Source organism: Martinezella sp. CNPSo 3732 (assembly GCF_057784515.1).
The window spans coordinates 127,629-153,703 of sequence record NZ_JBXSOO010000008.1; the positions used below are offsets into that span (position 1 = coordinate 127,629).

At 60.2% G+C, this 26,075-nt stretch carries 18 protein-coding genes; 14 read left to right on the top strand and 4 right to left on the bottom strand.

The genetic code is table 11. The features are described from left to right. Positions 1-4 precede the first annotated feature (4 nt). Positions 5-403 carry an SRPBCC family protein gene (locus AC13RM_RS16205; RefSeq protein ID WP_374817193.1) on the bottom strand — a complete coding sequence of 133 codons (399 nt, stop codon included), beginning with the start codon at positions 401-403 and terminating at the stop codon, positions 5-7. A gap of 284 nt (positions 404-687) precedes the next feature. Here AC13RM_RS16205 and gndA point away from each other — a divergent pair, with 284 nt between their 5' ends. Beyond that, complete coding sequence (gndA, locus tag AC13RM_RS16210; RefSeq protein WP_113229722.1) at positions 688-2,115, top strand: NADP-dependent phosphogluconate dehydrogenase; 1,428 nt, start codon at positions 688-690, stop codon at positions 2,113-2,115. 16 nt (positions 2,116-2,131) lie between these two features. On the opposite strand, the gene AC13RM_RS16215 is transcribed toward gndA, so the two are convergent. Beyond that, on the bottom strand, positions 2,132-3,211 hold the full coding sequence (locus tag AC13RM_RS16215; protein ID WP_488555312.1) for a LacI family transcriptional regulator: 1,080 nt from the start codon (positions 3,209-3,211) through the stop codon (positions 2,132-2,134). A gap of 461 nt (positions 3,212-3,672) precedes the next feature. Between AC13RM_RS16215 and AC13RM_RS16220 the strand changes: the two genes are divergently transcribed. The 10 genes from AC13RM_RS16220 to AC13RM_RS16265 all read left to right on the top strand — a co-directional run bounded on the left by AC13RM_RS16220 (position 3,673) and on the right by AC13RM_RS16265 (position 15,675). Next, entirely contained in the window at positions 3,673-4,911 is a 1,239-nt protein-coding gene (locus tag AC13RM_RS16220; protein ID WP_488555281.1) for an ABC transporter substrate-binding protein, read from the top strand. 90 nt (positions 4,912-5,001) lie between these two features. Continuing rightward, the gene (locus tag AC13RM_RS16225; RefSeq protein WP_113229725.1) at positions 5,002-5,892 is read left to right on the top strand and encodes a carbohydrate ABC transporter permease; all 891 of its coding nucleotides are present in this window, start codon (positions 5,002-5,004) and stop codon (positions 5,890-5,892) included. Positions 5,893-5,903: 11 nt separating this feature from the next. Continuing rightward, positions 5,904-6,800 carry a carbohydrate ABC transporter permease gene (locus AC13RM_RS16230; protein ID WP_488555282.1) on the top strand — a complete coding sequence of 299 codons (897 nt, stop codon included), beginning with the start codon at positions 5,904-5,906 and terminating at the stop codon, positions 6,798-6,800. Positions 6,801-6,803: 3 nt separating this feature from the next. Further along, positions 6,804-7,895, top strand: coding sequence for an ABC transporter ATP-binding protein (locus tag AC13RM_RS16235; protein WP_488555283.1), 1,092 nt, complete (start codon positions 6,804-6,806; stop codon positions 7,893-7,895). Between the two features lie 58 nt (positions 7,896-7,953). After that, positions 7,954-10,419, top strand: coding sequence for a beta-mannosidase (locus AC13RM_RS16240; protein ID WP_488555284.1), 2,466 nt, complete (start codon positions 7,954-7,956; stop codon positions 10,417-10,419). 104 nt (positions 10,420-10,523) lie between these two features. Then, the gene (locus tag AC13RM_RS16245) at positions 10,524-11,285 is read left to right on the top strand and encodes a sugar phosphate isomerase/epimerase family protein (protein WP_488555285.1); all 762 of its coding nucleotides are present in this window, start codon (positions 10,524-10,526) and stop codon (positions 11,283-11,285) included. An 11-nt stretch (positions 11,286-11,296) separates the two neighbouring features. Beyond that, on the top strand, positions 11,297-12,430 hold the full coding sequence (locus AC13RM_RS16250) for a Gfo/Idh/MocA family protein (protein WP_488555286.1): 1,134 nt from the start codon (positions 11,297-11,299) through the stop codon (positions 12,428-12,430). 68 nt (positions 12,431-12,498) lie between these two features. Next, entirely contained in the window at positions 12,499-13,530 is a 1,032-nt protein-coding gene (gene mgrA, locus AC13RM_RS16255; protein ID WP_488555287.1) for an L-glyceraldehyde 3-phosphate reductase, read from the top strand. 78 nt (positions 13,531-13,608) lie between these two features. Further along, a complete protein-coding gene (locus AC13RM_RS16260; RefSeq protein ID WP_488555288.1) occupies positions 13,609-15,219 on the top strand; it encodes a glycoside hydrolase family 43 protein in 1,611 nt (536 codons plus the stop codon). A 129-nt stretch (positions 15,220-15,348) separates the two neighbouring features. Continuing rightward, positions 15,349-15,675 carry an RcnB family protein gene (locus AC13RM_RS16265; RefSeq protein ID WP_374817179.1) on the top strand — a complete coding sequence of 109 codons (327 nt, stop codon included), beginning with the start codon at positions 15,349-15,351 and terminating at the stop codon, positions 15,673-15,675. 134 nt (positions 15,676-15,809) lie between these two features. Here the strand turns inward: AC13RM_RS16265 and AC13RM_RS16270 are convergent, their stop codons facing one another. Next, entirely contained in the window at positions 15,810-22,694 is a 6,885-nt protein-coding gene (locus AC13RM_RS16270) for an apolipoprotein A-IV repeat region-like domain-containing protein (protein ID WP_488555289.1), read from the bottom strand. Positions 22,695-23,186: 492 nt separating this feature from the next. Between AC13RM_RS16270 and AC13RM_RS16275 the strand changes: the two genes are divergently transcribed. Together AC13RM_RS16275 and AC13RM_RS16280 are read left to right on the top strand one after the other, a co-directional pair. Next, positions 23,187-23,555, top strand: coding sequence for an Hpt domain-containing protein (locus AC13RM_RS16275; RefSeq protein ID WP_440479810.1), 369 nt, complete (start codon positions 23,187-23,189; stop codon positions 23,553-23,555). Between the two features lie 149 nt (positions 23,556-23,704). Then, positions 23,705-24,025 (top strand): 2Fe-2S iron-sulfur cluster-binding protein, encoded by a 321-nt coding sequence (locus tag AC13RM_RS16280; RefSeq protein WP_015340086.1) that lies wholly within the window; start codon positions 23,705-23,707, stop codon positions 24,023-24,025. A gap of 442 nt (positions 24,026-24,467) precedes the next feature. Here AC13RM_RS16280 and AC13RM_RS16285 read toward each other — a convergent pair whose 3' ends face one another. Further along, positions 24,468-25,091, bottom strand: coding sequence for a DUF922 domain-containing Zn-dependent protease (locus AC13RM_RS16285; protein ID WP_488555313.1), 624 nt, complete (start codon positions 25,089-25,091; stop codon positions 24,468-24,470). Positions 25,092-25,194: 103 nt separating this feature from the next. On the opposite strand from AC13RM_RS16285, the gene folP reads away from it, so the two are divergent. Next, positions 25,195-26,052, top strand: coding sequence for a dihydropteroate synthase (gene folP / locus AC13RM_RS16290; protein ID WP_488555290.1), 858 nt, complete (start codon positions 25,195-25,197; stop codon positions 26,050-26,052). Positions 26,053-26,075 lie beyond the last annotated feature (23 nt).

The following is a 26,075-nucleotide window of genomic DNA, read 5'->3' on the forward strand; positions in this document are numbered from 1 at the left end:
GCGATCAGCGTTCCATCAATTCCTTCAGTGTCTTCAGATCGCGCATGACATGCGCGGCATCGGCTGCGAATTGTGCTTCCTCCATGCTTGGTAGCTGGAGTACGGTGAACATGACCTCGCAACCGTCACCGTTCGGTACGACGCGCAAGGCATTGTAGACCTGCAGATCGGATTCGAGCGTTACCCAATGATCGATAACGCCGAAGTCATTGCGAGGCGCGAAGCGCACCCGCGCAGTGCCTAGCGCGCCTTCGGCGATCCAATCATCCCCATCCTGTATCAGTCCCGTTGCCAGACCCGAGGCCCAGAAAGGCATGTTTTCCGGACGGCTGGCGTAGTCGTAGACCTCCCTCCAGTCGCGATCGATGGAGATATGCACGATCTTCGCATTCATGGTCGACATGGTGTTTTCCTCCTCTATATCACCGTCAAGGGACTGAGACCGGCTGAACAAGCCAGGGTTCCCACGCGAATGAATCGCCAATTCGGCAACATTGTTGCACAGTCCTGCAAAGGGAACGATTCACGGCTTTCGAAGGCTTGCCGTTTTCCGTCCGGAGTGCAACAACAGCCCCAACGCAGGGCTGCCGCCCGTCGCGCCGAGCGTCGGCGGCATTGCGTCACATCGGATGTTGCTGCGTCTTCAGGGTGGGCTGGGCGCAGTGAACGACTCATTGGAGGATTGTCGTGGAAAAGGCAGAAATCGGGCTGATCGGTCTCGCGGTGATGGGATCGAATCTGGCGCTCAACATCGCTGAAAAAGGCAACAAGATCGCGGTGTTCAACCGTACACCTCAGGTGACGGATGAATTCTATGCGAATGCCGGCGCGCTCAAGGACAAGATCATTCCCTGCAAGACGATCGAGGAATTCGTCGAGGCGATCCGCCCGCCGCGGCCGATCATCATCATGATCAAGGCCGGCGAGCCGGTCGATCAGCAGATGGCGGCCTTGCAGCCCTATCTCGACAAGGGCGACATCATGATCGATGCCGGCAACGCCAATTTCCGCGACACGATCTCCCGCTTCGACCGCCTCAAGGACACCGGCCTGACCTTCATCGGCATGGGCGTGTCCGGCGGCGAGGAAGGTGCGCGCCACGGCCCGTCGATCATGGTCGGCGGCACGGAAGACTCCTACAAGCGCGTCGAGAAGGTGCTGACCTCGATCGCTGCGAAATACAACGACGATCCATGCGTTGCCTGGCTCGGCAATGACGGCGCCGGCCATTTCGTCAAGACCATCCATAACGGCATCGAATATGCCGACATGCAGATGATCGCGGAAATCTACGGCATCCTGCGTGACGGTCTCGGCAAGAGCGCGGCCGAGATCAGCTCGATCTTCGGCGAATGGAACAAGGGACGCCTCAACTCCTACCTCATCGAGATCACCGAGAAAGTTCTTGCCGCGAAAGACCCGGCAACCGGCAGCGCCATGCCGGATATCATCCTCGACAAGGCTGGCCAGAAAGGCACCGGCAAGTGGTCTGCCATCGAAGCGCAGAACATGGGCATTCCAGCAACTGCGATCGAGGCTGCCGTTGCAGCCCGCAGTCTCTCGGCCATCAAGAGCCAGCGCGAAGCAGCCGAGAAGATTTTCGGCACGCCGGACTATAAGTTCCCGATCGCCTTCGGCCCCGACTTGCTGAAGGATTTGGAGTTGGCACTGTTCGCAGCGAAGATCGGTGCCTACGCGCAGGGCTTTGCCGTCATGGCCGAGGCCTCGAAGGAGTTCAACTGGTCGCTGCCGATGCCCGTCATCGCAAAAATCTGGCGTGCCGGCTGCATTATCCGTTCGCAGTTCCTCGACGAGATCACCAGCGCCTTCACCAAGACCCCGGATGCGGCGAACCTGATCGTCACCCCGGCCTTTGCCGAGATGGTCAAGGAATCGATCCCGTCACTGCGTCGCATCGTTTCGGCTGCGACAGCGTCCGGCCTCCCGGTTCCCGCACTCGCTTCGGCGCTGACCTATTTCGATGCCTATCGTCAGGCGCGCGGCACCGCCAACCTGATCCAGGCCCAGCGCGACTTCTTCGGCGCGCACGGTTTCGATCGTGTCGACGGTAAGGACATCCATCACGGCCCATGGGGCAGTGGCGCTCAGGGCTGACGGGTTTACTATCGCTTCAATAGGGAAAGCTCGCCGGACCCGTTCGGTGAGCTTTTTCCGTGGCCAGCTCGTCTGGCCAGACGGGCGGGCTGATGCTTTGCAGCAGTTCCGGTTCCACACCGTCGATACGGGCGATGACCGCCTTGGCGAGTTCCCGGCCCGCGTGGCGGAAATCCTCCGATACCGTGATGATCTCGGGCCTGATCCAGCTGAGGACGTCAGTCGATTGCTTGGCGACCATGTCGATATCGCGACCCAGGCGGAGGCCGGCCGCCTCGATGCCGGCATTGACGGCAATCGCGCCGCCGCTGCTGGAGCAAACGATCCCGTCAGGCGCATGCGTTGAGCGCATCAGCGCCTCGACCGTATCCTTGATATCGGCAAGCGCGTTGTCGGTGGTGATCCTGAGCGGGATTTCCTCGGCACCATATTGGTGCAAGCCGGTTTGGAAACCGATGCGGGTGTGCGAATAATAGGTCAGCTTGCTGGAGGGCTGCAGCAACGCCAGGCGGCGCCGACCTCTTGCGACCAGTGCCCGCACGGCCTCATGCGCGAAGGCCTCGTTGTCGAAGTCATGGAAGGGGTGGATGATGCCCATATCCGTCCGCCCATGCGTTGAGAAAGGCATGCCGCGTTCATGCATGAGCTCGACGCGCGGATCATCCGGCTCCGTACGCGATATGATGACGCCATCGGCCGAGCCGGTGTCGAGAATGTAGCGCACCGGCACCAATGGGTCCTTGCTGTGCGAATGCGGCGTGATGACCAGGTGATATTGCGTGCCGGCGAGAACTTCGGAAATGCCGAAGACGATGTGGCTGGTAAAGCCCATGATTTCTTCGTCGATGCTCAGCACCAGGGCGATCACATTGGTCTTGCCGGTCCTCAGGCGCACGCCCGCGCGGTTCGGTTGATAACCCAGCTGCCGGGCAACCATGCGCACCCGTTCCTTGGTCTCGGCGCCGATATCGGGGGCATCCTTCAATGCGCGAGAAACGGTGGTGATCCCCAACCCCGTCATGAAGGCGATTGTTTTCAATGTCGGCCGTTCGGGAGTGGATGGCGCTCCGCTCCCGGACATTTTCTTATTATCCATTTCGCTCACGCTTGCCTCCCGGCCGCCTCCCGCAGCCAATCCGCTTATATTGCCCACTTGCCCGCCGCAAGCATAGACGCCATGCGGTTTCGCCAATGCAATGAGAAAAACTGTAACGATACAGTTGAAAAGTCGAGCCTTATTTTGACGATGATTTTCATGTCCATTCCCTTGGTTGCATTCGTGATCCTTGTCTCGAAAATTGAGCTGGCCAAAATCATGCGCGATGGCTGGACGATTATGGTCTTTGGATAAATAGTTTTATATCAATTAGTTATGAGAGTTATCCAGGTTTTATGAAGACCCGTGTCGCGATGGAATGAAATTATCTTCCACAGGCAATATGTAATCAGTGATTGTATATTCGGGCGGTCATAAAAAATTTGTGGCCAAGCGGTTGCGTGTCGAAAATGATTCGACTACGTTTTTCCGGCAACGTTTCAGTGAGGGGAGGAGAACTCATGAATATTCGTTTGATGGCTGCCGCTTTGCTCGTATCTGTCGCGATTCCCGCTTTCTCAGCAAATGCGACCGATCTCGAGGTAACGCATTGGTGGACATCGGGCGGCGAAGCAGCTGCCGTGAAGGTTCTGGCTGATCAGTATAACGCGCTTGGCAACAATCACTGGGTCGACGGCGCCATCGCCGGGTCCGGTTCCACGGCAACGCCGCTGATCGTCAGCCGCATCCTGGGCGGCAATCCCATGGGTGCAACGCAGCTCAACACGGGCCGCGACGCCGAAGAGTTGGTCAAGGCCGGCCTGATGACCGATCTGACCGACCTTGCCGAGAAAGAACACTGGAAGGACATTATTCGTCCGGCCAGCCTCCTCAACTCCTGCACCTATGAGGGCCGCATCTATTGCGTGCCGCTCAACATCCATTCCTGGCAGTGGATGTGGGTCAACCGTCACGTCTTCGAAGACAACGGCATGAAGGTCCCGGCCAACTGGGATGAATTCGTGGCCGATGCGCCGAAGCTGCGCGAGAAGGGCATTACCCCGCTTGCGACCGGCGCTCCGTGGCAGGTCGACGGCATCCGCAATGTCATGCAGATCGGCATCGGCGGCAAGGAAACCTATCTGGCGATCTATCAGAAGAAAGACGCAGACGCTGTGAAGAGCCCCGAAAACCGCAAGGTCTGGGACGCTTTCTCGCAGGCTCGCGATCTGGTCGATGAAAGCTATTCCGGCCGCGACTGGAACGTCGCCACCAATATGGTCATCACAGGCAAGGCTGCCGCGCAGATCATGGGCGACTGGGCGCAGGGTGAGTTTGGCGTTGCCAAGCAGGTTGCCGGCAAGGACTATGATTGCCTTCCGGGCCTCGGCTTCCATGGCCTGCTCGATACCGGTGGTGATAGCTTCTACTTCCCAAAGAACAGCAATCCCGACATCACCAAGGCGCAGCTCGAACTTGCGAGCATGCTGGTTTCCAAGGAAACCCAGGTCAAGTTCAACCTCGCCAAGGGGTCGCTGCCGGTGCGTGGCGATATCGATCTGAGCGCGGCCAGCAGCTGCATGAAGAAGGGTCTGGAAATCCTGAAGAATCCGGACAACGTGGTGCCGGGCGTCACCCAGCTGATCGACCCGGATACGCGCGGCCAGATGACCGATCTCGGACTGCAATTCTTCTCGTCGAAGATGACCGTGGATGAGGCGATCGAAAAGCAGGCCGCCATCTTCAAGCAGGCGCAGTAAGCAAGACGACCATCTATCAATCGCGATGGCCGGCATCGGGACAGGCGAGGGATCTCGCCTGTCCTGTGCAGGTCACCAACGGAGGTATCGATGGCTAACGCTGTCCGGCCACTGGGTCTGTTCCGCAACCTCAATGCGAAGATCGCCGCCATCCCGATGGTGCTGACGGTGATCGTCGTCTTCGTCGGTTGCACGCTCTGGACCGTCATCTATTCGTTCACAGATTCAAGGCTGCTGCCGAGCTCCAATTTTGTCGGCCTGGCGCAGTATCAGCGCCTCTGGGGAACCGATCGCTGGAACATCTCGATCGGCAATCTTGCGACATACGGCATTCTCAGCCTGGTTTTCGCTTTCGTCGTCGGCTTCTTTCTGGCCGTGCTGATGGACCAGAAAATCCGCTTCGAGAATACGTTCCGAACCATTTTCCTTTATCCTTTCGCTCTGTCCTTCATCGTGACCGGCCTCGTCTGGCAGTGGATCCTCGATCCTGCGCTCGGGCTGCCGAAGCTGATGCAGGATATGGGCTTTACGTGGTTTAATTTCGCGCTGCTCGGCAATCAGAAGACTGTGCTCTATGCGCTCGTCATTGCCGGCCTCTGGCAGGGCACCGGCCTCGTCATGGTGCTGATGCTGGCAGGCCTGAGGGGGATTGACGGCGAAATCTGGAAGGCGTCGCGCGTTGACGGCATTCCAGCCTGGCGGACCTATATCTTCGTCGTCATTCCGATGATGCGCGGCGTCTTCGTCACCACGCTCGTCATCGTCGCTTCGGGTATCGTGCGCGTCTACGATCTCGTCGTCGCCATGACATCAGGCGGGCCGGGCTTCGCATCCGAAATGCCAGCCAAATATGTCTATGACTTCATGTTCCAGCGCTCCAATCTCGGTCAGGCGCTTTCCGCCTCCACCGTCATGCTGGTGACCGTGTTCATCTTCGTCGTGCCGTGGGCTCTCATCGAGTTCCGCCAGAAGCGTCGGTAAGGGAGGAAACCATGGCACTTGCCGCTACCATCGAACCTTCGGGCACCAAGCCCAGGCGCCGCTTTGCCCCGCGCACGATCATGCTCTATGGCATTCTCGGGCTGGCCGCGCTCTACTATCTCCTGCCGCTCTATGTGATGGTCGTCACTTCGCTCAAGGGCATGCCGGAAATCCGCATGGGCAATATCTTTGCTCCGCCCATGGAGATCACCTTCGAGCCCTGGGTGAAAGCCTGGTCGCAAGCCTGCACTGGCCTTTACTGCCATGGCATCCAGGTCGGCTTCTGGAATTCGGTGAAGATCCTCGTTCCGAGCGTCATCGTCTCGATCGCCATTGCGTCGGTCAACGGCTATGCGCTCGCCAACTGGCGCTTTAAGGGATCGGAAATCTTCTTCACGATCCTGCTGTTCGGCGCCTTCATTCCCTATCAGGTCATGCTCTATCCGCTCGTCATGGTGCTGCGCGAGCTTGGGCTGTTCTCGACGCTCGGCGGCATCGTCCTCGTGCACACGATCTTCGGCATGCCGATCAACACGCTGTTGTTCCGCAACTACTTCACCTCGCTTCCGCCTGAACTCTTCAAGGCGGCGCGCGTCGACGGCGCGGGCTTCTGGCAGATCTTCCTGCGGATCATGCTGCCCATGTCGCTGCCGATCTTCGTCGTCGGCATGATCATCCAGATCACCGGCATCTGGAACGACTTCCTGTTCGGTGTCATTTTCGCCGGCACGCAGAACTATCCGATGACCGTGCAGCTGAACAACGTCGTCAACGCCGTGCAGGGTGTCAAGGAATACAACGTCAACATGGCCGCAACGCTGCTGACGGGCGCGGTGCCGCTTATCGTCTATTTCGTGTCCGGGCGGCTCTTCGTCCGCGGCATCGCCGCCGGCGCAGTGAAGGGGTGATCCATGAACAGTAGCGTTTCCATCAAAGACCTTTCGCTGAATTTCGGTGCGGTCAACGTTCTGAAAAATCTCAATCTCGAGATCAACGACGGCGAGTTCCTGGTGCTTCTCGGTTCGTCGGGCTGCGGCAAGTCGACCTTGCTGAACTGCATTGCCGGCCTGCTCGATATCAGCGAGGGACAGATCTTCATCAAGGGCAAGAACGTCACCTGGGAAGAGCCCAAGGATCGCGGCATCGGCATGGTGTTCCAGTCCTATGCGCTCTATCCGCAGATGTCGGTCGAGAAGAACCTGTCCTTCGGCCTGCGCGTCGCCAAGGTGCCGCAAGACGAGATCAACAAGCGCATCGCGCGAGCGGCCGAGATCCTGCAGATCGAGCCGCTCCTTAAGCGCAAGCCGGCCGAGCTTTCGGGCGGCCAGCGCCAGCGCGTCGCGATCGGCCGTGCCCTGGTGCGTGATGTCGACGTCTTCCTTTTCGATGAGCCGCTGTCGAACCTCGATGCCAAGCTGCGCTCGGAGCTGCGCGTGGAAATCAAGCGGCTGCACCAGTCGCTGAAGAACACGATGATCTACGTCACCCACGATCAGATCGAGGCGCTGACGCTCGCCGACCGCATCGCGATCATGAAGAACGGCGTCATCATGCAGCTCGACGATCCTACGACAATCTATAACGAGCCGCGCAATCTCTTCGTGGCCGGCTTCATCGGATCGCCCTCGATGAATTTCCTCAAGGGCGAGCTGGTCAATCGCGAAGGCAAGGTCGTGTTCGCGACCAACGACGTGCTGTTCTCTCTGGATGGCTACAAGGCCGGCGAGGCGTTGCAGGCCGGCCGCAAGGTCGTGCTCGGCGTTCGTCCCGAGCACATCAAGGTCAATGAAGCCACCGCCCCCGGCGCGGAGGTTCACGATGCCACGGTGGATATCGAGGAGCCGATGGGTGCCGATAATCTGCTGTGGCTGAAGCATGCCGGCCATACGATGTCGGTTCGCGTCAACGGTGCCCGGCGCTTTGGCCCCGGTTCAGCCGTAAAGCTTAGCTTTGATATGTCTCTCGCATCGCTCTTTGATGCGCAGACAGAACTCAGAATATGATCCCATGCGCGGAGGCGGTCTGACCGCCTCCTTCTTTGCAGCGGTCCGGGGAGGTCCGATGTCGTCTTCGATCAATGATAATCTTGCCATCGATCTCGTCGGTTCGTGGAGGCTGACCTCTCCCGACAGCGATCATTCTCTCTCCATGTCGCTGCCCGGTGATATTCATTCCGCGCTACATGCGGAAGGGCTTATTCCCGATCCCTATTTCGCGCGCAACGAAGAAGTCGTGCAGTGGGTTGCCCAGCAGGATTGGGAGCTGACACGCAGCTTCGCGCTCGATGATGCCGGCGGCGACTGGTATCTCGATATCGACTATCTCGATACCGTCGCCAGCGTCTATGTCAACGATACGCTCGTGTTGGAGGCCAACAACTGCTTCCAGCGCTATCGCCCTGATGTTTCGAAGGCGCTGAAGACGGGCGAAAATACCATTCGCATCGTCCTGCATTCGAGCATTTCGGCTGGTGCTGCCCTTCAGGCGAAACAGCCTTTCTACATTCCCTACAGCACCGGCAATTCCCCGATCCCGAACGGCAACATGCTGCGCAAGCCGCAATGCCATTTCGGCTGGGATTGGAACATTGCGATTGCGCCGCTCGGCCTCTATGGCACGATCGCGTTGAAGAAGCTCGAGATCGCCCGTATCGAGAATGTCATCACGCAACAGATCCATAATGATGACGGCTCGGTCGACCTCAAGGTGACGGTAGCGCTATTTGCCAAGGGAACGGGGATTACGCAGCTCTATTTCTCGCTCGACGACGAGCGTGTGCGCCTCGATGTTGGCGTCAATGCCGGCGAGACCTCAATCACGCACTTCTTCTACATCGACAAGCCCAGGCTCTGGTGGCCGGCCGGCAATGGCGAGCAAGCACTTTATGCTTTGTCCGTGGAAACCAATTTCGAAACCGTCACGCGGCAGATTGGCCTTCGTACGGTTGAGCTGATCACCACCGAGGATGAAGCGGGCAGCCGTTTCGCCTTGAAGGTCAACGGTCGCGAGATCTTTGCCCGCGGGGCCAACTGGATTCCGGCCGACGCGCTGTTTTCACGCTCCAACCCGGCGGCGACCGGGGATCTGCTGCAATCGGCCGCCGCCGCCAATATGAATGCGATCCGCGTATGGGGCGGCGGCTTCTACGAGCATGATTGGTTCTACGACACCTGCGACCGCTTGGGGCTGATGGTGTGGCAGGACTTCATGTTCGCCTGCAATCTCTATCCGTCGACGGGTGATTTCCTCGAGAATGTCGAGGAGGAGGTCGGCTATCAGGTTCGCCGGCTTGCGACGCATCCATCCATCGTTCTCTGGTGCGGCGACAATGAGCTGGTGGGCGCGCTCACCTGGTTCGAGGAGTCCCGTAAAGATCGGGATCGCTATCTCGTCTCCTACGATCGCCTGAACAGGACGATCGAGACGGCTATGAAGAAGGCGCTGCCGGATGCGATCTGGTGGCCGTCGAGCCCGGCTTCGGGCTATCTCAATTTCGGCGATGCGTGGCATGCCGATGGTTCCGGCGACATGCATTACTGGTCGGTTTGGCACGAGAACAAATCCTTCGACAATTATCGTTCCGTGCGGCCGCGCTTCTGCTCGGAATTCGGTTTCCAGTCCTACACCTCGCTGCCTGTTATCAAGACCTATGCCGAGGCGAAGGATATGAACATCGCTTCTCCGGTCATGGAGCTGCACCAGAAGAATGCCGGCGGCAACGAGCGCATTGCCGGCACGATGTTCCGCTATTTCCGCTTCCCGAAGGATTTCCCGAATTTCGTCTATCTGAGCCAGGTCCAGCAGGGTCTCGCGATCAAGACGGCCGTTGAATATTGGCGGTCGTTGAAGCCGCATTGCATGGGCACGATCTACTGGCAACTCAACGACACCTGGCCTGTCGCCTCGTGGTCCAGTCTCGATTACGGCGGCCGATGGAAGGTGATGCACTATCTGGTGCGGCGCTTCTTCCAGCCGGTATCGGTCGCGGCAATTCCCTCCGGAGACAACAAGACGATCCGCTTCTCCCTGGTCAACGATACGAACGCCGATGTCACGGCCGATATCTCCGTCTCGCTGTTGAAGCTCAATGGCGAGCGCGTGCCGCTGACGACGGCGCATGCCGTGTGCACGCCGGATGCCGCCGTCACGGCGTTGTCGATCGATGCGGATCAGGTTCCCACCGATTGCCTGCTGGCGTGGCGCTTCACCGCATCGAACGGCATGGGTGGCGAGGGGCACTATGTCCACGGCACCTATAAGGCGCTCGAGCTTCAGCCCGCCGGCCTGACGGTGCTGCGGGAGGAGAAAGAGGAAAACGGGACGGTGGAACTCACCGTCACCGCAAAGGGACTTGCGTTGTTCGTGATGATCGAGAGCGAGGTCGAGGGACGTTATTCCGACAACGCCTTCGATCTTGCCGCCGGCGAAAGCCGCCGCATCGTCTTTACACCGGCCAAGCCTATTGCGGGCGGCGTTCCTGCCTTCCGCATCTATGATTTGCAATCCAGCCAGTCGGTGGACAGCTAGCCGGTGGCCAGCAACCGACGGATTGAGCTATCGCGTCGCAGTGGCGGCGCTTTCGGGGCCACAAGCCCAAGACAGACGGCCCGGAGGCCATTGGAGGACTATCGATGACGAAACTTGGATTTCAGCTTTATAGCGCCCGCAATTTCCAGCCCTATTCGGAGATCTTCATCAAGCTCGGCAAGGCCGGCTACGCCGAAGTCGAGGGCTTTGGTGGCATCTACGCCGATGTCGACGAGACTGGCCTCAAGAACTTGCGCGCCGAACTCGACAAGAACGGCCTGCGAATGGCAAGCGGCCATTTCAGCCCGGATTTCCTCGACGGGGAAGTGCAGAAGTCGCTGACCATCGCCAAGACCCTCGGCATGGATTCGATCTATGCGCCCCATATCGGCGCCGATCAGCGCCCGAAGGATGCCGCCGGCTGGCTCGCCTTCGGCAAGCGCCTGCATGAAATGAGCAAGCCCTATAAGGATGCAGGCTTCGAATTCGGCTGGCACAACCACGATTTCGAATTCGTCAAGCAGGCTGACGGCTCGCTGCCGATCGAACAGATCTTCGAAGGCGCTCCGGATATTTCCTGGGAAGCCGATATCGCCTGGGTCATCCGCGGCGGCGGCGATCCCTTCGCCTGGATCGAAAAGCTCGGCCCGCGCATCACTGCCGTTCACGTCAAGGATATTGCGCCGGCTGGCGAGAACAAGAATGAAGACGGCTGGGCCGATGTCGGTCACGGCACCGTTCCATGGGCAAAGTTGCTCAAGGCGCTCGCCGGCACAAAGGCCAAGCACTTCGTCGTCGAACATGACAATCCGAGCGATGTCGATCGCCTGATCACGCGCTCCATCGCATCCTTCAAGAGCTTTTGAGGCACTTCCACATGGCTAAGGAACTTGGCGTCGGCATCATCGGATGCGGCAATATCTCAACCACCTACTTCTCGCTCGCACCGCTCTTCAAGGGGCTGAAGGTGCTGGCCTGCGCTGATATCAACATGGAAGCGGCGCGTGCGCGCGCTGAGGAATACAAGGTAAAGGCCCAGACCATCGACGAGCTGCTTGCCAATGACGAGCTCGACGTCATCGTCAACCTGACCATTCCGGATGCGCATTTTCCGGTTTCCAAGCGCATCCTGGAAGCGGGCAAGCATGTCTACTCCGAAAAGCCGCTGGTGCTAACGCTGGAGCAGGGCGAAGAGCTGCGCCGCATCGCCAAGGAGAAGGGGCTGGCCGTCGGCTGCGCTCCCGATACCTTCCTCGGCGGTGCCCATCAGCTCGCCCGCAAGTTCATCGATGACGGCGGTATCGGTCGCGTCACTTCGGGTTCATGCCATGTAATGAGCCCGGGCATGGAAATGTGGCATCCGAATCCGGACTTCTTCTTCCTGCCCGGCGGCGGCCCGATCCTCGACCTCGGCCCCTATTACGTCGCGAACCTCATCAACCTGATCGGACCGGTGAAGCGCGTGGGTGCGATGACCTCTATGGCATCGCCGACCCGCACGATCACCAGCCTGCCGCGCAATGGCGAGATCATCCCGGTCAAGACGCCGACGACGATCCAGGCACTGCTCGAATTCGTCAGTGGCGCGCGGATCACGCTGACGGCGAGCTGGGATGTGTGGTCGCACCGCCATGCCAATATGGAGCTCTACGGCACCGAGGGTTCGCTCTACGTGCCCGATCCGAACTTCTTCGGCGGCACCGTCGAGGCAAGCGGCCGCGACAAGGACATCAAGCCGCTGGAAAACTGGGCGCATCCGTTCGGCATCGTCAATCAGGAAAGCCCGAGCGGTTCGCGCGCCAATTATCGCACGGCCGGGCTTGCCGACATGGCTGCATCGCTGATCGATGGCCGGGATGCGCGGTGCTCGCTCGACCGCACTTTGCACGGCGTCGACGTCATGACCTCTATCCTGAAGTCTGGCGAGGAGGGCCGCTTCATCGATCTCAGCACGACCTGCACGCAGCCGGCGGCCCTCGGCATCGAAGAGGCACAAGCGCTCTTGAAGTAAGCGCCGGAAGAGCTAGTTTGCGCGCGGGTAATCAACCCGCGCGCTTTTCATCTCGAAGGAATTCCATCATGGCCTGGCAACCGGCATCCGATCGTTATTCAAAAATGAAATACAACAGGACCGGCCGTTCCGGTCTGAAGCTGCCGGCGGTCTCGCTGGGGCTCTGGCACAATTTCGGCGGCGATACGCCGCATGACCGCAAGGTCGACATGTGCCGCACGGCCTTCGACCTCGGCATCACCCATTTCGATCTTGCCAATAATTACGGACCGCCTCCCGGCAGCGCCGAGACTGCATTCGGCGAGATTCTGCGTACCGATTTCGCCGGCTTGCGCGACGAGCTCATCATCTCCTCCAAGGCCGGCTACGACATGTGGCCGGGTCCCTATGGCGAGTGGGGCAGCCGCAAGTATCTGATCGCCTCCTGCGACCAAAGCCTGAAGCGCATGGGTCTCGACTATGTCGATATCTTCTATTCGCACCGCTTCGACCCGGATACGCCGCTGGAGGAGACCTGCGGCGCGCTCGACCATATCGTCCGCTCGGGCAGGGCGCTCTATGTCGGCATATCCTCCTACAACTCGCAGCGCACGCGCGAGGCTGCCGCCATCCTTAGGGAACTCGGCACGCCATGCCTGATCCATCAGCCGAGCTACTCCATGCTCAACCGCTGGGTCGAGGATGACGGTCTGGTGGATACGCTCGAAGATCTCGGCATCGGTTCGATCGTCTTCTCGCCGCTCGCTCAGGGCATGCTCTCGACTAAGTATCTCGGCGGTATTCCGGAAGACAGCCGTGCTGCGCAGAATCACTTCCTGAAGCGCGACTTCATCCGTCCGTCGATCATCGACAATATAAGAAAGCTCAACGAGATCGCCGAGAAGCGTGGCCAGACGCTGGCGCAGATGGCGATCGCCTGGGTTCTGCGCGGCGGCCGTATCACCTCGGCGCTGATCGGCGCCAGCCGTTCGTCGCAGATCGTCGATTGCGTCAAGGCGCTCGATAATCTCGACTTCACGGCCGAAGAGCTGAAACAGATCGATGTCTATGCCAAAGAGGCCGACATCAATCTCTGGGCCAAGTCGGCCGAACGCGATTGATCATCCTAAAACGCTCGGAACTGGTTTCCGGGCGTTTTTCTTATTGCCGCTTGCCGTGGTCTCCGGAGGAGAGAGTTCATGATCCGCAATCCGATCCTGCCGGGTTTCAACCCCGACCCGTCCATCTGCCGCGTCGGCGAGGACTATTATATCGCCACTTCGACATTCGAATGGTATCCGGGCGTGCAGATCCATCATTCGCGCGATCTCGTGAACTGGACGCTGGTAAGGCGGCCGCTGGAGCGCGCTTCGCAGCTCGACATGCGCGGCGAACCCGATAGCTGCGGCATCTGGGCGCCTTGCCTCTCCTATGCGGATGGCCTGTTCTGGCTCGTCTATACCGACGTCAAGCGCTATGACGGCAACTTCAAGGATGCCCATAATTACATCGTGACTTCGCCGACCATCGAAGGCGGATGGTCCGAGCCGGCTTATGTGAACTCGTCCGGTTTCGATCCATCCCTGTTCCACGACGACGATGGTCGCAAGTGGTTCGTCAACATGCAATGGAACCATCGCACGCAGAGCTATGGCGGCTCGCCGAAGACGCCGGCCTTCGATGGTATTCTGCTGCAGCAATGGGATCCGGCGACGAAATCCTTGAAGGGACCGATCAGGAACATCTTTGCCGGCACGGAGCTGGGACTGGTCGAAGGGCCGCATCTCTTCAAGCGTAACGGCTTTTATTATCTGACCACGGCGGAAGGCGGCACTGGTTACGATCATGCCGTGACCATGGCGCGCTCCCGCGACATTGCCGGGCCGTACGAACTGCATCCGAATAAATACCTGATTACGTCGAAGGACCATCCGGAAGCGGTATTACAGCGCGCCGGCCACGGACAATATGTCGAGACGCATGACGGACAGTTCTATCATACACATCTTTGCGGACGGCCTCTGCCTCCGCATCGCCGCTGCACGCTCGGTCGGGAGACCGCCCTACAGAAATGCGTCTGGAAAGAGGACGGCTGGCTCTATCTTGAAAATGGCACCGGTGTTCCCGATGTCGATGTCTCTGGCCTGAACGGCGCCCAGCGCATCGAAAAACCCCGGCGCAGCGGTTACAATTTCGATGAGCGCAAATTGCCGGCGGATTTCCAGTGGTTGCGCACGCCGCAACCGGAGCGCATCTTCAGCCTGACGGATCGCCCCGGCCATTTGCGGCTTTTCGCCCGCGAGAGCATCGGTTCCTGGTTCGAGCAGGCGCTCGTCGCCCGCCGTCAGGAGCATCACAGTTTTCGCGCCGAAACGGTCGTCGATTTCCAGCCCGATACCTATCAGCAGGTTGCTGGCCTGATCCATTACTACAATCGCTTCAAACTGCATGCCATCGCCGTGACCTTGCATGAGAAGCTCGGCCGCTGCGTCACTATCATGACCTGCCCGGGCGACTATCCGAACGGTCGCCTGAGTTTTCCGATCGAGGGCGGCGTCGCCGTGCCGGACGGGCGGATCCAGCTTGCCATGGAGGTGCGGGACAACGACCTGCAATTCTTCTGGCAAGCGGAAGGCATGGGCTCATGGCAGGCGATCGGGCCTGTCCTCGACGCCGGCGTCATCTCGGATGAGGGCGGGCGCGGCGAGCACGGCTCCTTCACCGGCGCTTTTGCCGGCATGTTTGCCTTCGATACCTCGGGGCGGGCGAAGACGGCGGATTTCGACTGGTTCAACTACGATGAGCTATAAGATTTCCAGCGGAGCAGGCGCCTGGCCGAACCGATCGCGTCCATTACGGAATTATAATTCGACTGTCAGACTCGTTTCATGTCTGTCACGATAAGTTCGCGTGCAGAGTCTGAAATGAGGAAACAACCAATGAGAAAAATCTTCACCGCCCTTCTTGCGGCCTCCGTTCTAGCGATGCCGCTGGTTGCGACAGCGCAGGTCAAACCGGCTCCTGCCGGCAAGCAGGCCGTTGTTCAGAAAGAGGTAGTGAAGAAGAAAGTCGTCATCCGCAAGGGCGGCTGGGTCAAGGGGCGTCGCCTGTCGGCTTCCGACCGCCGCCGCGCCACGGAGATAGACTATCGCGTCTATCAGCTGTCCACGCCCCCGCGCGGCTATCACTGGGTTCGCCTCAAGAACAATTTCCTCCTTGTGGGTATTACCAGCGGTTTGATCTCGAAGGTACATGAGGCGCGATAAGCCGGGCGGAGCTGCTGCCAAACAAAGCAAGGGCGGCTGAGCCGCCCATTTTCATACCATAAGATCCAAGAAATACCTTGAATCAAAATCCCCGGCATTTCTGCCGAGGATCGGTTATTCGTCCTCTGCCTATCTCAGCTCAGGCGGCCCGCTGCGTGCGCCAGCATGGTGTAGACCTTGCCGGTATCCGATGTGAGATAGGATTGTGTGGCCGTCTTGTCGCGATCGGTGCGAGCAACGTCGGTGAGCAGCTTTTCGAAATCGGCGATGTAGCGATCCACTGCGGTGCGGAATTCTGGTTCGCGGTCGTATTTGCGCTTGATCTCATCGAAGGTCTGCTGGCCCTTTAGTGTATAGAGGCGGCGCGTGAACACGTCACGTTCGCCACGCTGGTAACGGCGCCATAGATCGACCGAGGCGTCATGATCGATTGCGCGGGCGATATCGACCGAAAGCGAGTTCAGCGATTCCACGACATGGCGGGGGTTGCGTGCGGCAGGGGCAGGAGCCTGTTCCGCCGGCGCTTTCGCAGTCGGCTGACGTGCGGGCTGCAGACCGGCGTTTTCGTCACGCGAAGCGCCGCGAAGCAGATCGCTGATCCAGCCGCCGCCTGCTGCTTCCTGACGGGCCGGAGCTGCTGTTTCCGCCGGACGCTGCGGCTGTACCGGCGGGCGCTCGGCCGGGATCGACCCACGCAAGCCGAGCGACTCGATCGAAGGCTGCTGCGGCTGCGGTGCCGGGCGTTGTGCGGGCTGCTGGGCGACCGGCGACTGTTGCTGCGGAGCAGCTTGTTGCGGCCGCGGGGCTGCAGCCGCCGGGGCAGGTGCGGCAGGCTGCGGCCGTGGAGCGGGCTGTGCATCGGCCAGAGCACGGGCTGCAGGCTCGGAAATCTCCAGCTGCTGCGTCGAGCGGCCAACGATCTGCGAGATATCCTGCAGGGCCTTGATCTGTTCGGCAACGGCGCGACGCATGGCTGCGGCGCTTTCCTTTGCCTCTTCCGGAAGGTCGAAGGCACCGCGCTTCAGTTCGCTGCGGGTGAGGTCGAGCTCGCGGCGGATGTCGCCGGCCGAGCGGCGGATTTCGTCCGTCGCACCGGCGAAGCGGCCGATCGCGTCATCGACTGCAACGCGCAGCGTCTCCCGCAGCTGTTGGGCGGCTGTATCGGAGGTCTTTCCGGCGTCGGCGAGCATCTGCTCGACCTCGGACAGTGAGGCCGTCAAGCCGCCGCGCAGGCGATTGGTGAGATCGCTGGAACGGCGCTCGGCATTGGCGAATGTGTTTTCGATTGCCTGGTTCGCTTCCTCGCCGGCCTTCTGCAATGCGGAGCGCATGTTTTCCGCCGCATCTTCGGCGCGCTTCTCCGCGTCGGAGAGAACGCGGCCGATATCGCCGAAGGAAGACTGCACGCTCTGGCGGAGATTGCCGGTCACCTGGTTCGACCGCTGCTCCGCCCGGTCGAAGGCCGTTTCCACCATCGAGCCGAGGGCGCGCATGGTGTTCTCGATCTCTTCCGAGCGCTGAACGAGGCCAACGGCGAGGTTCTGCAGTGCCGTTTCGCGCTCTTCCAGCGTCGAGACGAGGTTCGACTGAGCGGCCCCCAGAAGCTGGGATGCCTGCGTCAGCACTTTGGAATGATCGTCGAAACGGCCAACGATGCTGCCCACCTGCGACAGGGTCTGGCCGGTGATCTCGGACAGCTTATCGACCTTGCCTTCGAGAAGACGGCTCGAGGCCGAGACCATCTCGCCGGCCTTCGCGGCAGATTCGGCGAAGCGCGAGGAGGTTGCGGTGAGGCGATCGTCGACGTTTGCGAATTCGGTGGCCGCGTTGGACAGCAGGCCGGCAATCGCCGAGTTATTGTCCGCCAGCCGGGCAATGATGCCGTTGACGCTTGCAAGCAGGTTGTTTTCGAGTGCGCTGACCGTGTTGACCGCGTGCTCGGTGCGCGATGAGATCGCGTTGATGAGGGCGGCGTTTTCAGCGCGCAAGCGTTCCGTGCTTTCCTGAGCTGCCGCAGAGATGAGGGCTGCCGCTTCTTGGCCCGTTGCCGCGTAGCGATCGACGATCGGGCGAGCCTTTTCGTCGATGAGGCGCGACAGCTCGGTGGAGCGTCCGGCAAGCATCGAATTCAGCTCGCGGGTGCGCTCGTCAAGCGAGGTGCGTATGGAGGAGCCACGGGCTTCCAGCGCCTTGTCGACATCGGCAAGCGTGGAGCCGATTTCACGGGCGCGCTCTTCCAGAGAACTGCGGATCGCCGTGCTGCGCTCGTCGAGCGCGCGCTCCACCTGAGCCATGGAGGCAGCAATCTGCTCGCTGCCGCCGGCAAGCGTGTTGCGAATAGCTGCGCCGCGGGCTTCCAGCGACTGTTCCGCGGAAGACAGAGCCTGCGAGATCGTATTGACCTGATTGCTGACGAGGCCCTCGGCTTCGGCGACCTTGTTGACGATCGCATTGCCTGCTTCCGAGAAGGTCTGGGCGACGGCCGCAGCCTGGCTTGCCAACCGGTTCTGCGTTTCCGAGACGCGGTTGACGAGGTCGTTGGAGCGCTCGGTCATTGCACGGGCGAAGGCATCGCTGTGATTGCCGAGGTTTTCGGCGAATTGCTGGCCAGTGTTGGCAAGCAGCTCGGCCGTACGCGTCGCTTCCGTGTCCATGCCTTGCGCGGCGTCGGCAACGGCTGTGCGCAGCGTGGTGGCCAGATTGGCGGCCTTGCCTTCGATCGTGCGATTGACGGCTTCGAGACCGACATTGAGGGCACGGTCCATGGTTGAAAGGCGCTCTTCGATGCGGGCGGATGCCTGGCTGCCGCTGTCGTCGATCTTTGCCGCGCCGCTCGCCAGCGTATCGGAGAGGCGGTTGCCGGCAGCGTCGACCTGGGCGGCGACGCCGGTAACGCCTTCATTGATGCGGTTTTCAAGAGCCGACAGGCTGGCCTCGACCCGCGAGCCGGTCTCAGCAAAGCGGTTCGTCATGCCGTCGATCGACTGGTTGAGGTTGGACGAGAAGGTTTCGGCCGAGCGTGCGATGTCGCCGGCGGCCTGCTGGATACGGCCGGCAATGTCGCCAGCACCGCTGTTCAGGCGCTCTTCCAGCGTCCTTGCGCTCGTGTCGATGGTCTGGCGCAGAGAAGCCTCGCGATCCTCGAGCGACATTTCCAGCATGCTGGCGCTGGTGGCGATCGAGGTGCCGATAGCGGTCGTCTGCTCCATCAGCGTGTTGTCGATCTGCGCATGCGCGTCGCGCAGGGCAAGATTGATCGCATTGCTGCGGTCTTCTAGTGTGGAGCGCATACGTTCATAGGCCGACGCCAGGTTCTGATCCATCTGCGACAGACCGGCACCGAGAGTGTTTTCGAGCTGACGGGTGGTGGTGCCGAGAATGGTCTCTACGCGATCGCTGTTGCTGCCGAGCATTTCGGAAAGAGCGCTCGTGTGGCCAGCGAGCGAGCGGTCAAGGCGATCCTGGTTTTCGCTATAGGCGGCACGAATGGCATCCGCCTTGTCGCCAAAGGCGCCGGCGACGCGGGACTCTGCGCCGGAGACGCTGTCCAGAAGTGCGTTGGCACGGTCTTCCAGGGCGCTTTCGAAACGGTTCTGGTTTTCGGCGAGCGAGATCGCGAAGGCCATGCTCTTGTCATCGAGCGTGTTGGTCAGTGCCTCATGACCGCTGGTGACGGTATGGGCAATGGCCTTGGCGCTGTTGGAAAGAGTGTCTTCGAGCTTCGCATGGCCTTCCGAAAGGGCGATAGCCAGGGCCATCGTCCGGTCGTCGAGGCTGTTGACAATCTTGTCGTGAGTGCCGGCAACCGTTTCGGAGAGGGCGTCGAGACGGCTCGATACCGCATCCTCGAGGCGTGACTGGGTGTCGGAGAGCGAAATGGCAAGAGCCATCGCCTTGTCGTCCAGTGCGTCTGCCAGCGCGTCGTGGTTGCTCCTGAATGCGTTGGTGATCGCCTCGGCGCGGTTGGCAAGCGTTGCTTCAAGGCGCGACTGGCCGGAGGTCAGCGCATCGGAGAGCGCCCGCGTCTTACCTTCGAGTGTATCGGCAACGCGCTCGGCGTGGCCGGAGACGGTATCCTCGAGACGGGCCTGGGCTTCCGACAGCGCAATGGCCAGCGCCATCGTCTTGTCATCCAGCGTGGCGCCGACGCTTTCCGCATGGCCGGAAACGGCGTTTTCAAGGCGAGCTTGGCTTTCGGAAAGGGCAATGGCCAATGCCATCGTCTTGTCATCCAAAGTGCTTGCTACGCTTTCCGCGTGTCCGGCGATAGTGCTTTCTAGGCGGGATTGGCTTTCACTGAGCGCAATGGCGAGCGCCATCGTTCTGTCGTCCAGCGCTTCGGCCAAAGCATTGTGATTGCCCGCAAATGCCTTGATGATCGCCTCGGCGCGGTTGGCGAGGGTTTCTTCAAGACGAGACTGGCCGGAGGTCAGGGCCGCTGCGAGCGCACTGGTCTTGCCTTCGAACGTGTCGGCGACGCGGTCGGCGTGACCGGCAACGGTTTCCTCCAGCCGGGCCTGGCTCTCGGAAAGCGCGATAGCGAGCGCCATCGTTCTGTCGTCGAGAGCGTTGGTGACGCTTTCGGCGTGACCGGAAACGGTGCTTTCGAGACGCGCCTGACCCTCGGCGAGCGCACGCGCAAGGTCCTTGGTCTTCGCATCCAGCGTGCCGGCAACGTGTTCAGCATGACCGGAAACGGTGTCTTCCAGACGGGATTGGCCTTCGGAAAGTGCAATAGCGAGCGCCATCGTCTTGTCGTCGAGCGTGTCGGCCAGCCTGCTATGGGTGTCGGCCATGGCGCTGTTGATGGCATCGGCGCGGCTCGCCAACGTGTTTTCGAGGCGTAACTGGCTTTCGGCCAGCGAAATGGCCAGCATCGAGGTGCGTTCGTCGAGGGCGGCGGTCAGATGCTCATGAGAACCGCTGACGGCATTGGTGATCGCTTCCGAACGCTCGGCAAGCGTCTGCTCGAAACGAGACTGGTTGTCTGCCAGTGCGCCGAAAAGCGCGCTGCTGCGAGCGGCCATCACGGCGTCGACGCGCTCATGGGCGGAACCCAAAGCCTGCGTGATCTCGCTGGTGCGGGCCGAGAGAGTATTGTTGATGTCATTGGCGCGGCCGGTGAAGGCCGAGGTCAGTTCTTCCGTGCCACTTTGCAGGGCGGCGGAGACGTCGCGCGTGACGCCCTGCACGGCGGAGGTGAAGGCGCCGGCATGCGATGCGAGCGTGGTGTTGAGTTCGCTCGTGCCCGAGGTGAGGGCCGAGGAAATGCCCGTCGTGGCGTTTTGCAGCGCCGACGTGATCTCGTTCGCCTTGGAACCGATGGCGCTTTCCAGCACCTCCTGTCCGGTCGCCAGCGTCGTTGCCAGAGCGAAGGACTGATCGGTGAGATGCGAACCCAGGCGCTCGATACTGGAGGTCAGGATGCCTTCCAGCGCATCGGAGTTGCTGCCGAGCGACTGATTGATGCGGGCGAGGCTTTCGGTGAGCTTGGTGTCCAGGGTGCCGGCGCGCTTGTCGAAGGCGGAGGTGAATTCCGATACGCGCTCGTCGAACGTCGTCGAAAGCTGTGCGATCGTCGACTGGAAGCGCTCGTCGAAGAAGCCAGAGCGCAGGTCGATGTCCATAATGGCGTCGTCGGCCGTCGACTGAAGGCTTTGACGGAAGCTCGCGCCCTTTTCGTCGAGGGCCGTGTTGAGGCGGGACAGAACATTGTCGAGCGTGCCGGTAATGGAGCGCTCGCCACCGGTGAGGCTCTCGCTGATTTCACGGGTGCGGGCCACCAGCGTCTCGTTGAGCTGGCGCGCACGTTCATTCAGTGCGGAGTTCAGCTTTTCGGTGTTCGCATCGAGCGTCGATGCGCGCGTTTCGAACTGGCCCAGCAGCGCGTTGCCGCGTTCGGCGAGAGTCGACGACAGGGATTCCAGGCGGGTGTCGAATTCATGGCTGAGAGCGAGGCCCGAGGCGTTGAGATTCTGCAGCAGGCTATCGGTCTTGGCGGAAAGCAGAGTGCCGAGGGCCTGGACGGCGGAATCCGACTTCTCCATCAGTGCCGCCGCACGCGTATCGATCATCGAAGCGAAGGCTTCACCCGAAGTGGAGAGGCGCACGGCGATTTCTTCGGTCGCCAGTGAGAGGTCTTCCTTGATCTGATCGTGTACGCCTGAGATCGACGAGCGGATCCGCTCGGCGTGATTGACGATGGCATCGCGCTCGGTACCCAGCTCGTGGACCAGGCTGCGCACGCGCAATTCATTGTCGGCGTAGCTGCGCTCCAGCGCATTGACTTCGGTATGGACGAGGGTTTCGAGCTCGGTGGCGCGCGCAATGGTGCGTTCGATGCCTTCGTTCATGGCCGAGACTTCGCGGCGCACGGCCTGACCGACCGTCATGATGCGCTCGGAAGCAACGGTTTCCGGCTCGACGAGACGCAGGGCGACTTCCGCCATGGAGCGGGCTGCATTGCGCATGTCGTGCGCACGCGAAATCATCATGCCGAAAGCATAGAACAGCAGCACCGGAACGATAATGCCGACGATGCAGGCGATGACGCCTGGAAGGGCTGCGAGATCCACGATCGAATGGATGTTTCGGATCTGCGTGCCGTAGAGCATGAAGGCGAGGCCGGCGCCACCGATGATCCAGAACAGCGAGAAGATCGTGGCGTTTCGCACCGCGTGGCTCTGCGAGGCTCCATCAAGCGCTCTCAATATGCTTGCGGAACTCGCCCGGCTGCCGTCATTGGCGGCTGCAAGGTTCGGGTTCTTAGGCGCCTCGGCGGAGCGGGGCGGGGTAGCAGGGGCGGCGGTGCTGCGTGCGCCGCCATTCTTGCGGGCGGCATCATCCCTAGTCTGCTTTATCGGCTGTTTCGGCGGCTCAGACACATTTCGCTCCGGGACATCGGGCGTAGTGCCGCTGCGGGACTCCAAGCTCTCGTCACTGAAATCGATCTGCAGAGCTTCGTCCAATGCCTGAAAGGCCTTGTCCTCGACCGACTCGATGTACTTTTTGTTCGCCATGCGGTTACGCCTCGTTACAACTCACTCGGGCTTGCCGTGTCTCTTCCGGTAATTCCGCCGCGTCCGGAAAAGACGAACCCTGCCTCCCGTGGGGTCTTCCGCCTTCGATCAACACCGAGCTTGGATTTCCCATTACATTCAGAGTGGATAACTGGTTTTTCAAACGGATGTTATGAAAACATTACCATCATCCACTTCCGGGGCAAAGGCATGTGCCATCTACCCAATTTACTAGTATCGTAGTGACACATTCCCCCAGTCATGACAATTAATTCCACCTTAAAGCCAGTGGATCGTTAAGGTCCCATTAACCCTGTTTGCCTGTTCAACGCCATGAAAAGCCAAGATTTTGAGCATGTTTAACGCACGTTAACCATGTCTGGAGTTTTCGGCCCTGAATGTGCCAAAATTTAACTGGATGGCCATGCCCGGGCCGCAACTATGCGGCAGGTCCATAAAACAGTCATAGATAAATGACGGGAGCATTGGCACATGGCAGCTTTGAACATCGCATTTGAATCTCCTGATAATTCGCGGGGCGCGGCCCCGTCGCGGGAGCGGGCGATCGATCTCGTCCATCTCGGCAAGCAGACGATGGGTGACAAGGCGCTTGAGGTCGAGGTCCTGCAGATGTTCGCAAGGCAGGCCCGTTCCTGCCTGCAGGAGATCGGCAGCGGCGATCCGAAGCGCATGGAGGCCGCATCGCACAAGCTGAAGGGTGCGGCCAGTGCCGTTGGCGCTTTCCGCGTGGCGGATGCGGCCGGAGCGCTCGAAAGCAATGTCGGCGACGCCACTCGCATGGCAGCGGTCACAACCAGCGTTATCGAGGCCGAAAACTTCATTTTGAAGCTTTCGCGCTGAGCCGATCGGCTCGAAGATCAATAATATGTACCCTTGCGCCGCCAGACGGGACAAACCGTTTCGGCGGCGCAAATGTTGACTGCCCCAGCGATTTGTTGGAAGTAAAATTCCGATCACCCTTCATTCACGAAATATCGGAATTCACCCACATGACCAAATTGACCATCGTCGCCTTCGACGGCACGCGCTTTGACCTCAACGTCGACGAGGGCTCCACAGTGATGGAAAATGCCGTACGCAACTCCGTCCCGGGCATCGAAGCGGAATGCGGCGGTGCGTGCGCTTGTGCCACCTGTCATGTCTATGTCGACGAGGAATGGACCGAGAAGGTCGGCGGCCCGGAAGCCATGGAAGAAGATATGCTCGACTTCGCTTTCGACGTCCGTCCGAACTCGCGCCTTTCCTGTCAGATCAAGATGAAGAGCGCGCTGGACGGCCTTGTCGTCCACGTGCCGGAGCGCCAGGCCTGACACCCGACCTCGGGCGCGTCCCGTCCGATCCGGTGCGATAATCCCGCCGAAGGTCGGATGCCAAAAAAGATGCCCCGCTCAGCTGGTGCAGCGAGCGAGGCGAGGCGGGCGCATCACCGCAGGCAAGGGAGGAAACACCTGCGGCTTCAGGACGCGCCAGGAGAACACTTAGCGCATGCTTTGAGAAACAAACCCCGACTGCGCCGAAGAGCGAGAAAACCCGCCAACGCAGGTACTCAAAATCGATCCTTTTGCGACATCCGCCCGGTCTTCTTCGAATCAACCAGTGCGTTTGTCTCTGTAATTGATAGGAAAAACCTATTTCAGATTCTCGTAAAGTTCAAAGAGCGACGAGATTAGACGATTCACAGGAATAGTGACGGATTTCCCACAGTTGGCGCTGCTGATCGCCTTTTGCGCCGAAAGGTAGTTTTTCGAAAGGCTACTGCCGGGCGCCTTGGCGGCTGCGATAGTCGAGCAGCCTCTGCATCCGGCTCGTGAAATTGATCGCTTCGATGCGGTCGAAACGCGCCTGATCGGCATCGTGCCGGTCTGTTTCCCGCGACGTTACTTCGTTTGCCTTTTCCTGAAGCGCATCACAATTGCTGGCTGACGGCAGAGCCAGGATCTGCCTTTCCATCTGCCGCGCATGTTGACGGGCGATTTCGACATGCCGGTCCTCATGGCGCCGGATATCGGCAGCCAAGGTATCCCAGATCATGGAAAGCTGCTTGCTGGCATGCCGCCGGTCACGCCAGCGAGGCAGAATGATTTCCGTATCGACCGTAACCTTGACGCCGGAAATATAGCAGCGGCCGTTTGCTTCACTGTAGGTCGCATTGCCGCCGAAGCGTATCTTTGTCGCACCGGGATGGTGACTGCTGGAGCCGATCGCCAGCGGTCCGCGCTGGTTCAGGGCGGCATCGAGCTCATCGGCAGTGCTGCCCTTTATGTCGAAATAGGAAATGGATTTGCGGGCGATGACTTCCGCGCCGGCTACATTGGGTATGCAGAATGCGAGCAGCAATGCACACGAAAGACTGAACTTATGGGATGCAAGCGGCATTCGTGTCGCTACCATGTTGAACTTCTGCGAACCTTGCGGCATAGCCACTGTGAGCGCAATATCAAGCGCGAGGTTTTTTCCTTTTCAATGGGATGGACGGTTCGTGACGGAGCTTCGCAGCCAAACCTGGCATGTCGCGCATGGCCGCAGTATCGATGTCGGCGGACAGAGCGTCATCATGGCTATCGTCAATGTGACGCCGGATTCCTTTTCCGATGGCGGTCACTATGAGGCCGTCGATGCGGCTGTTGCCCATGCGCTGGCCTGCATTGAGGATGGGGCCGGCATCATCGATATCGGCGGCGAATCGACCAAGCCAGGTGCCGCCGCCATAAATGCCAGCGAGGAGCAGGGGCGGGTGCTGCCCGTCATCGAAGCGTTGCGCGGCAGGACCGACGCGCTGATCTCGGTCGATACCTATCGCGCCGATACGGCGCGGCTGGCGATCGGAGCCGGCGCGCATATCGTCAACGACGTGTTCGGTCTGCAGCGCGAGCCAGATATTGCCACCGTGGCGGCGCAAACGGGTGCCGGCCTCTGTATCATGCATACGGGGCGTGAGCGGCAGAAGCTGCCTGATGTCATCGATGACCAGCTTTTCTTTCTCAATCGCTCGCTGGAGATTGCGGCTGCGTCCGGCGTCGACAGGCAGACGATCGTGCTCGATCCGGGTTTTGGCTTTGCCAAGGAGAATACCGAGGAAAATCTCGAGCTTATGACGCGTTTCAATGCTCTGCTGCGCTTTGAGTTGCCCCTGTTGGTCGGCACTTCGCGCAAGCGGTTCGTCGGCACTATAACGGGTCGCGACGCGGCCGATCGCGATGTCGGCACTGCCGCAACCAGCGCGATCCTGCGATTGCAGGGGGCTGCCATATTCCGCGTACACAATGTCGCAATCAACAGGGACGCGCTGGCGGTTGCGGATGCTATTCTCAGGACGCGCGCGAGACTTAAAGCATAATGCTCGAATCCAGGGAGCGGTTT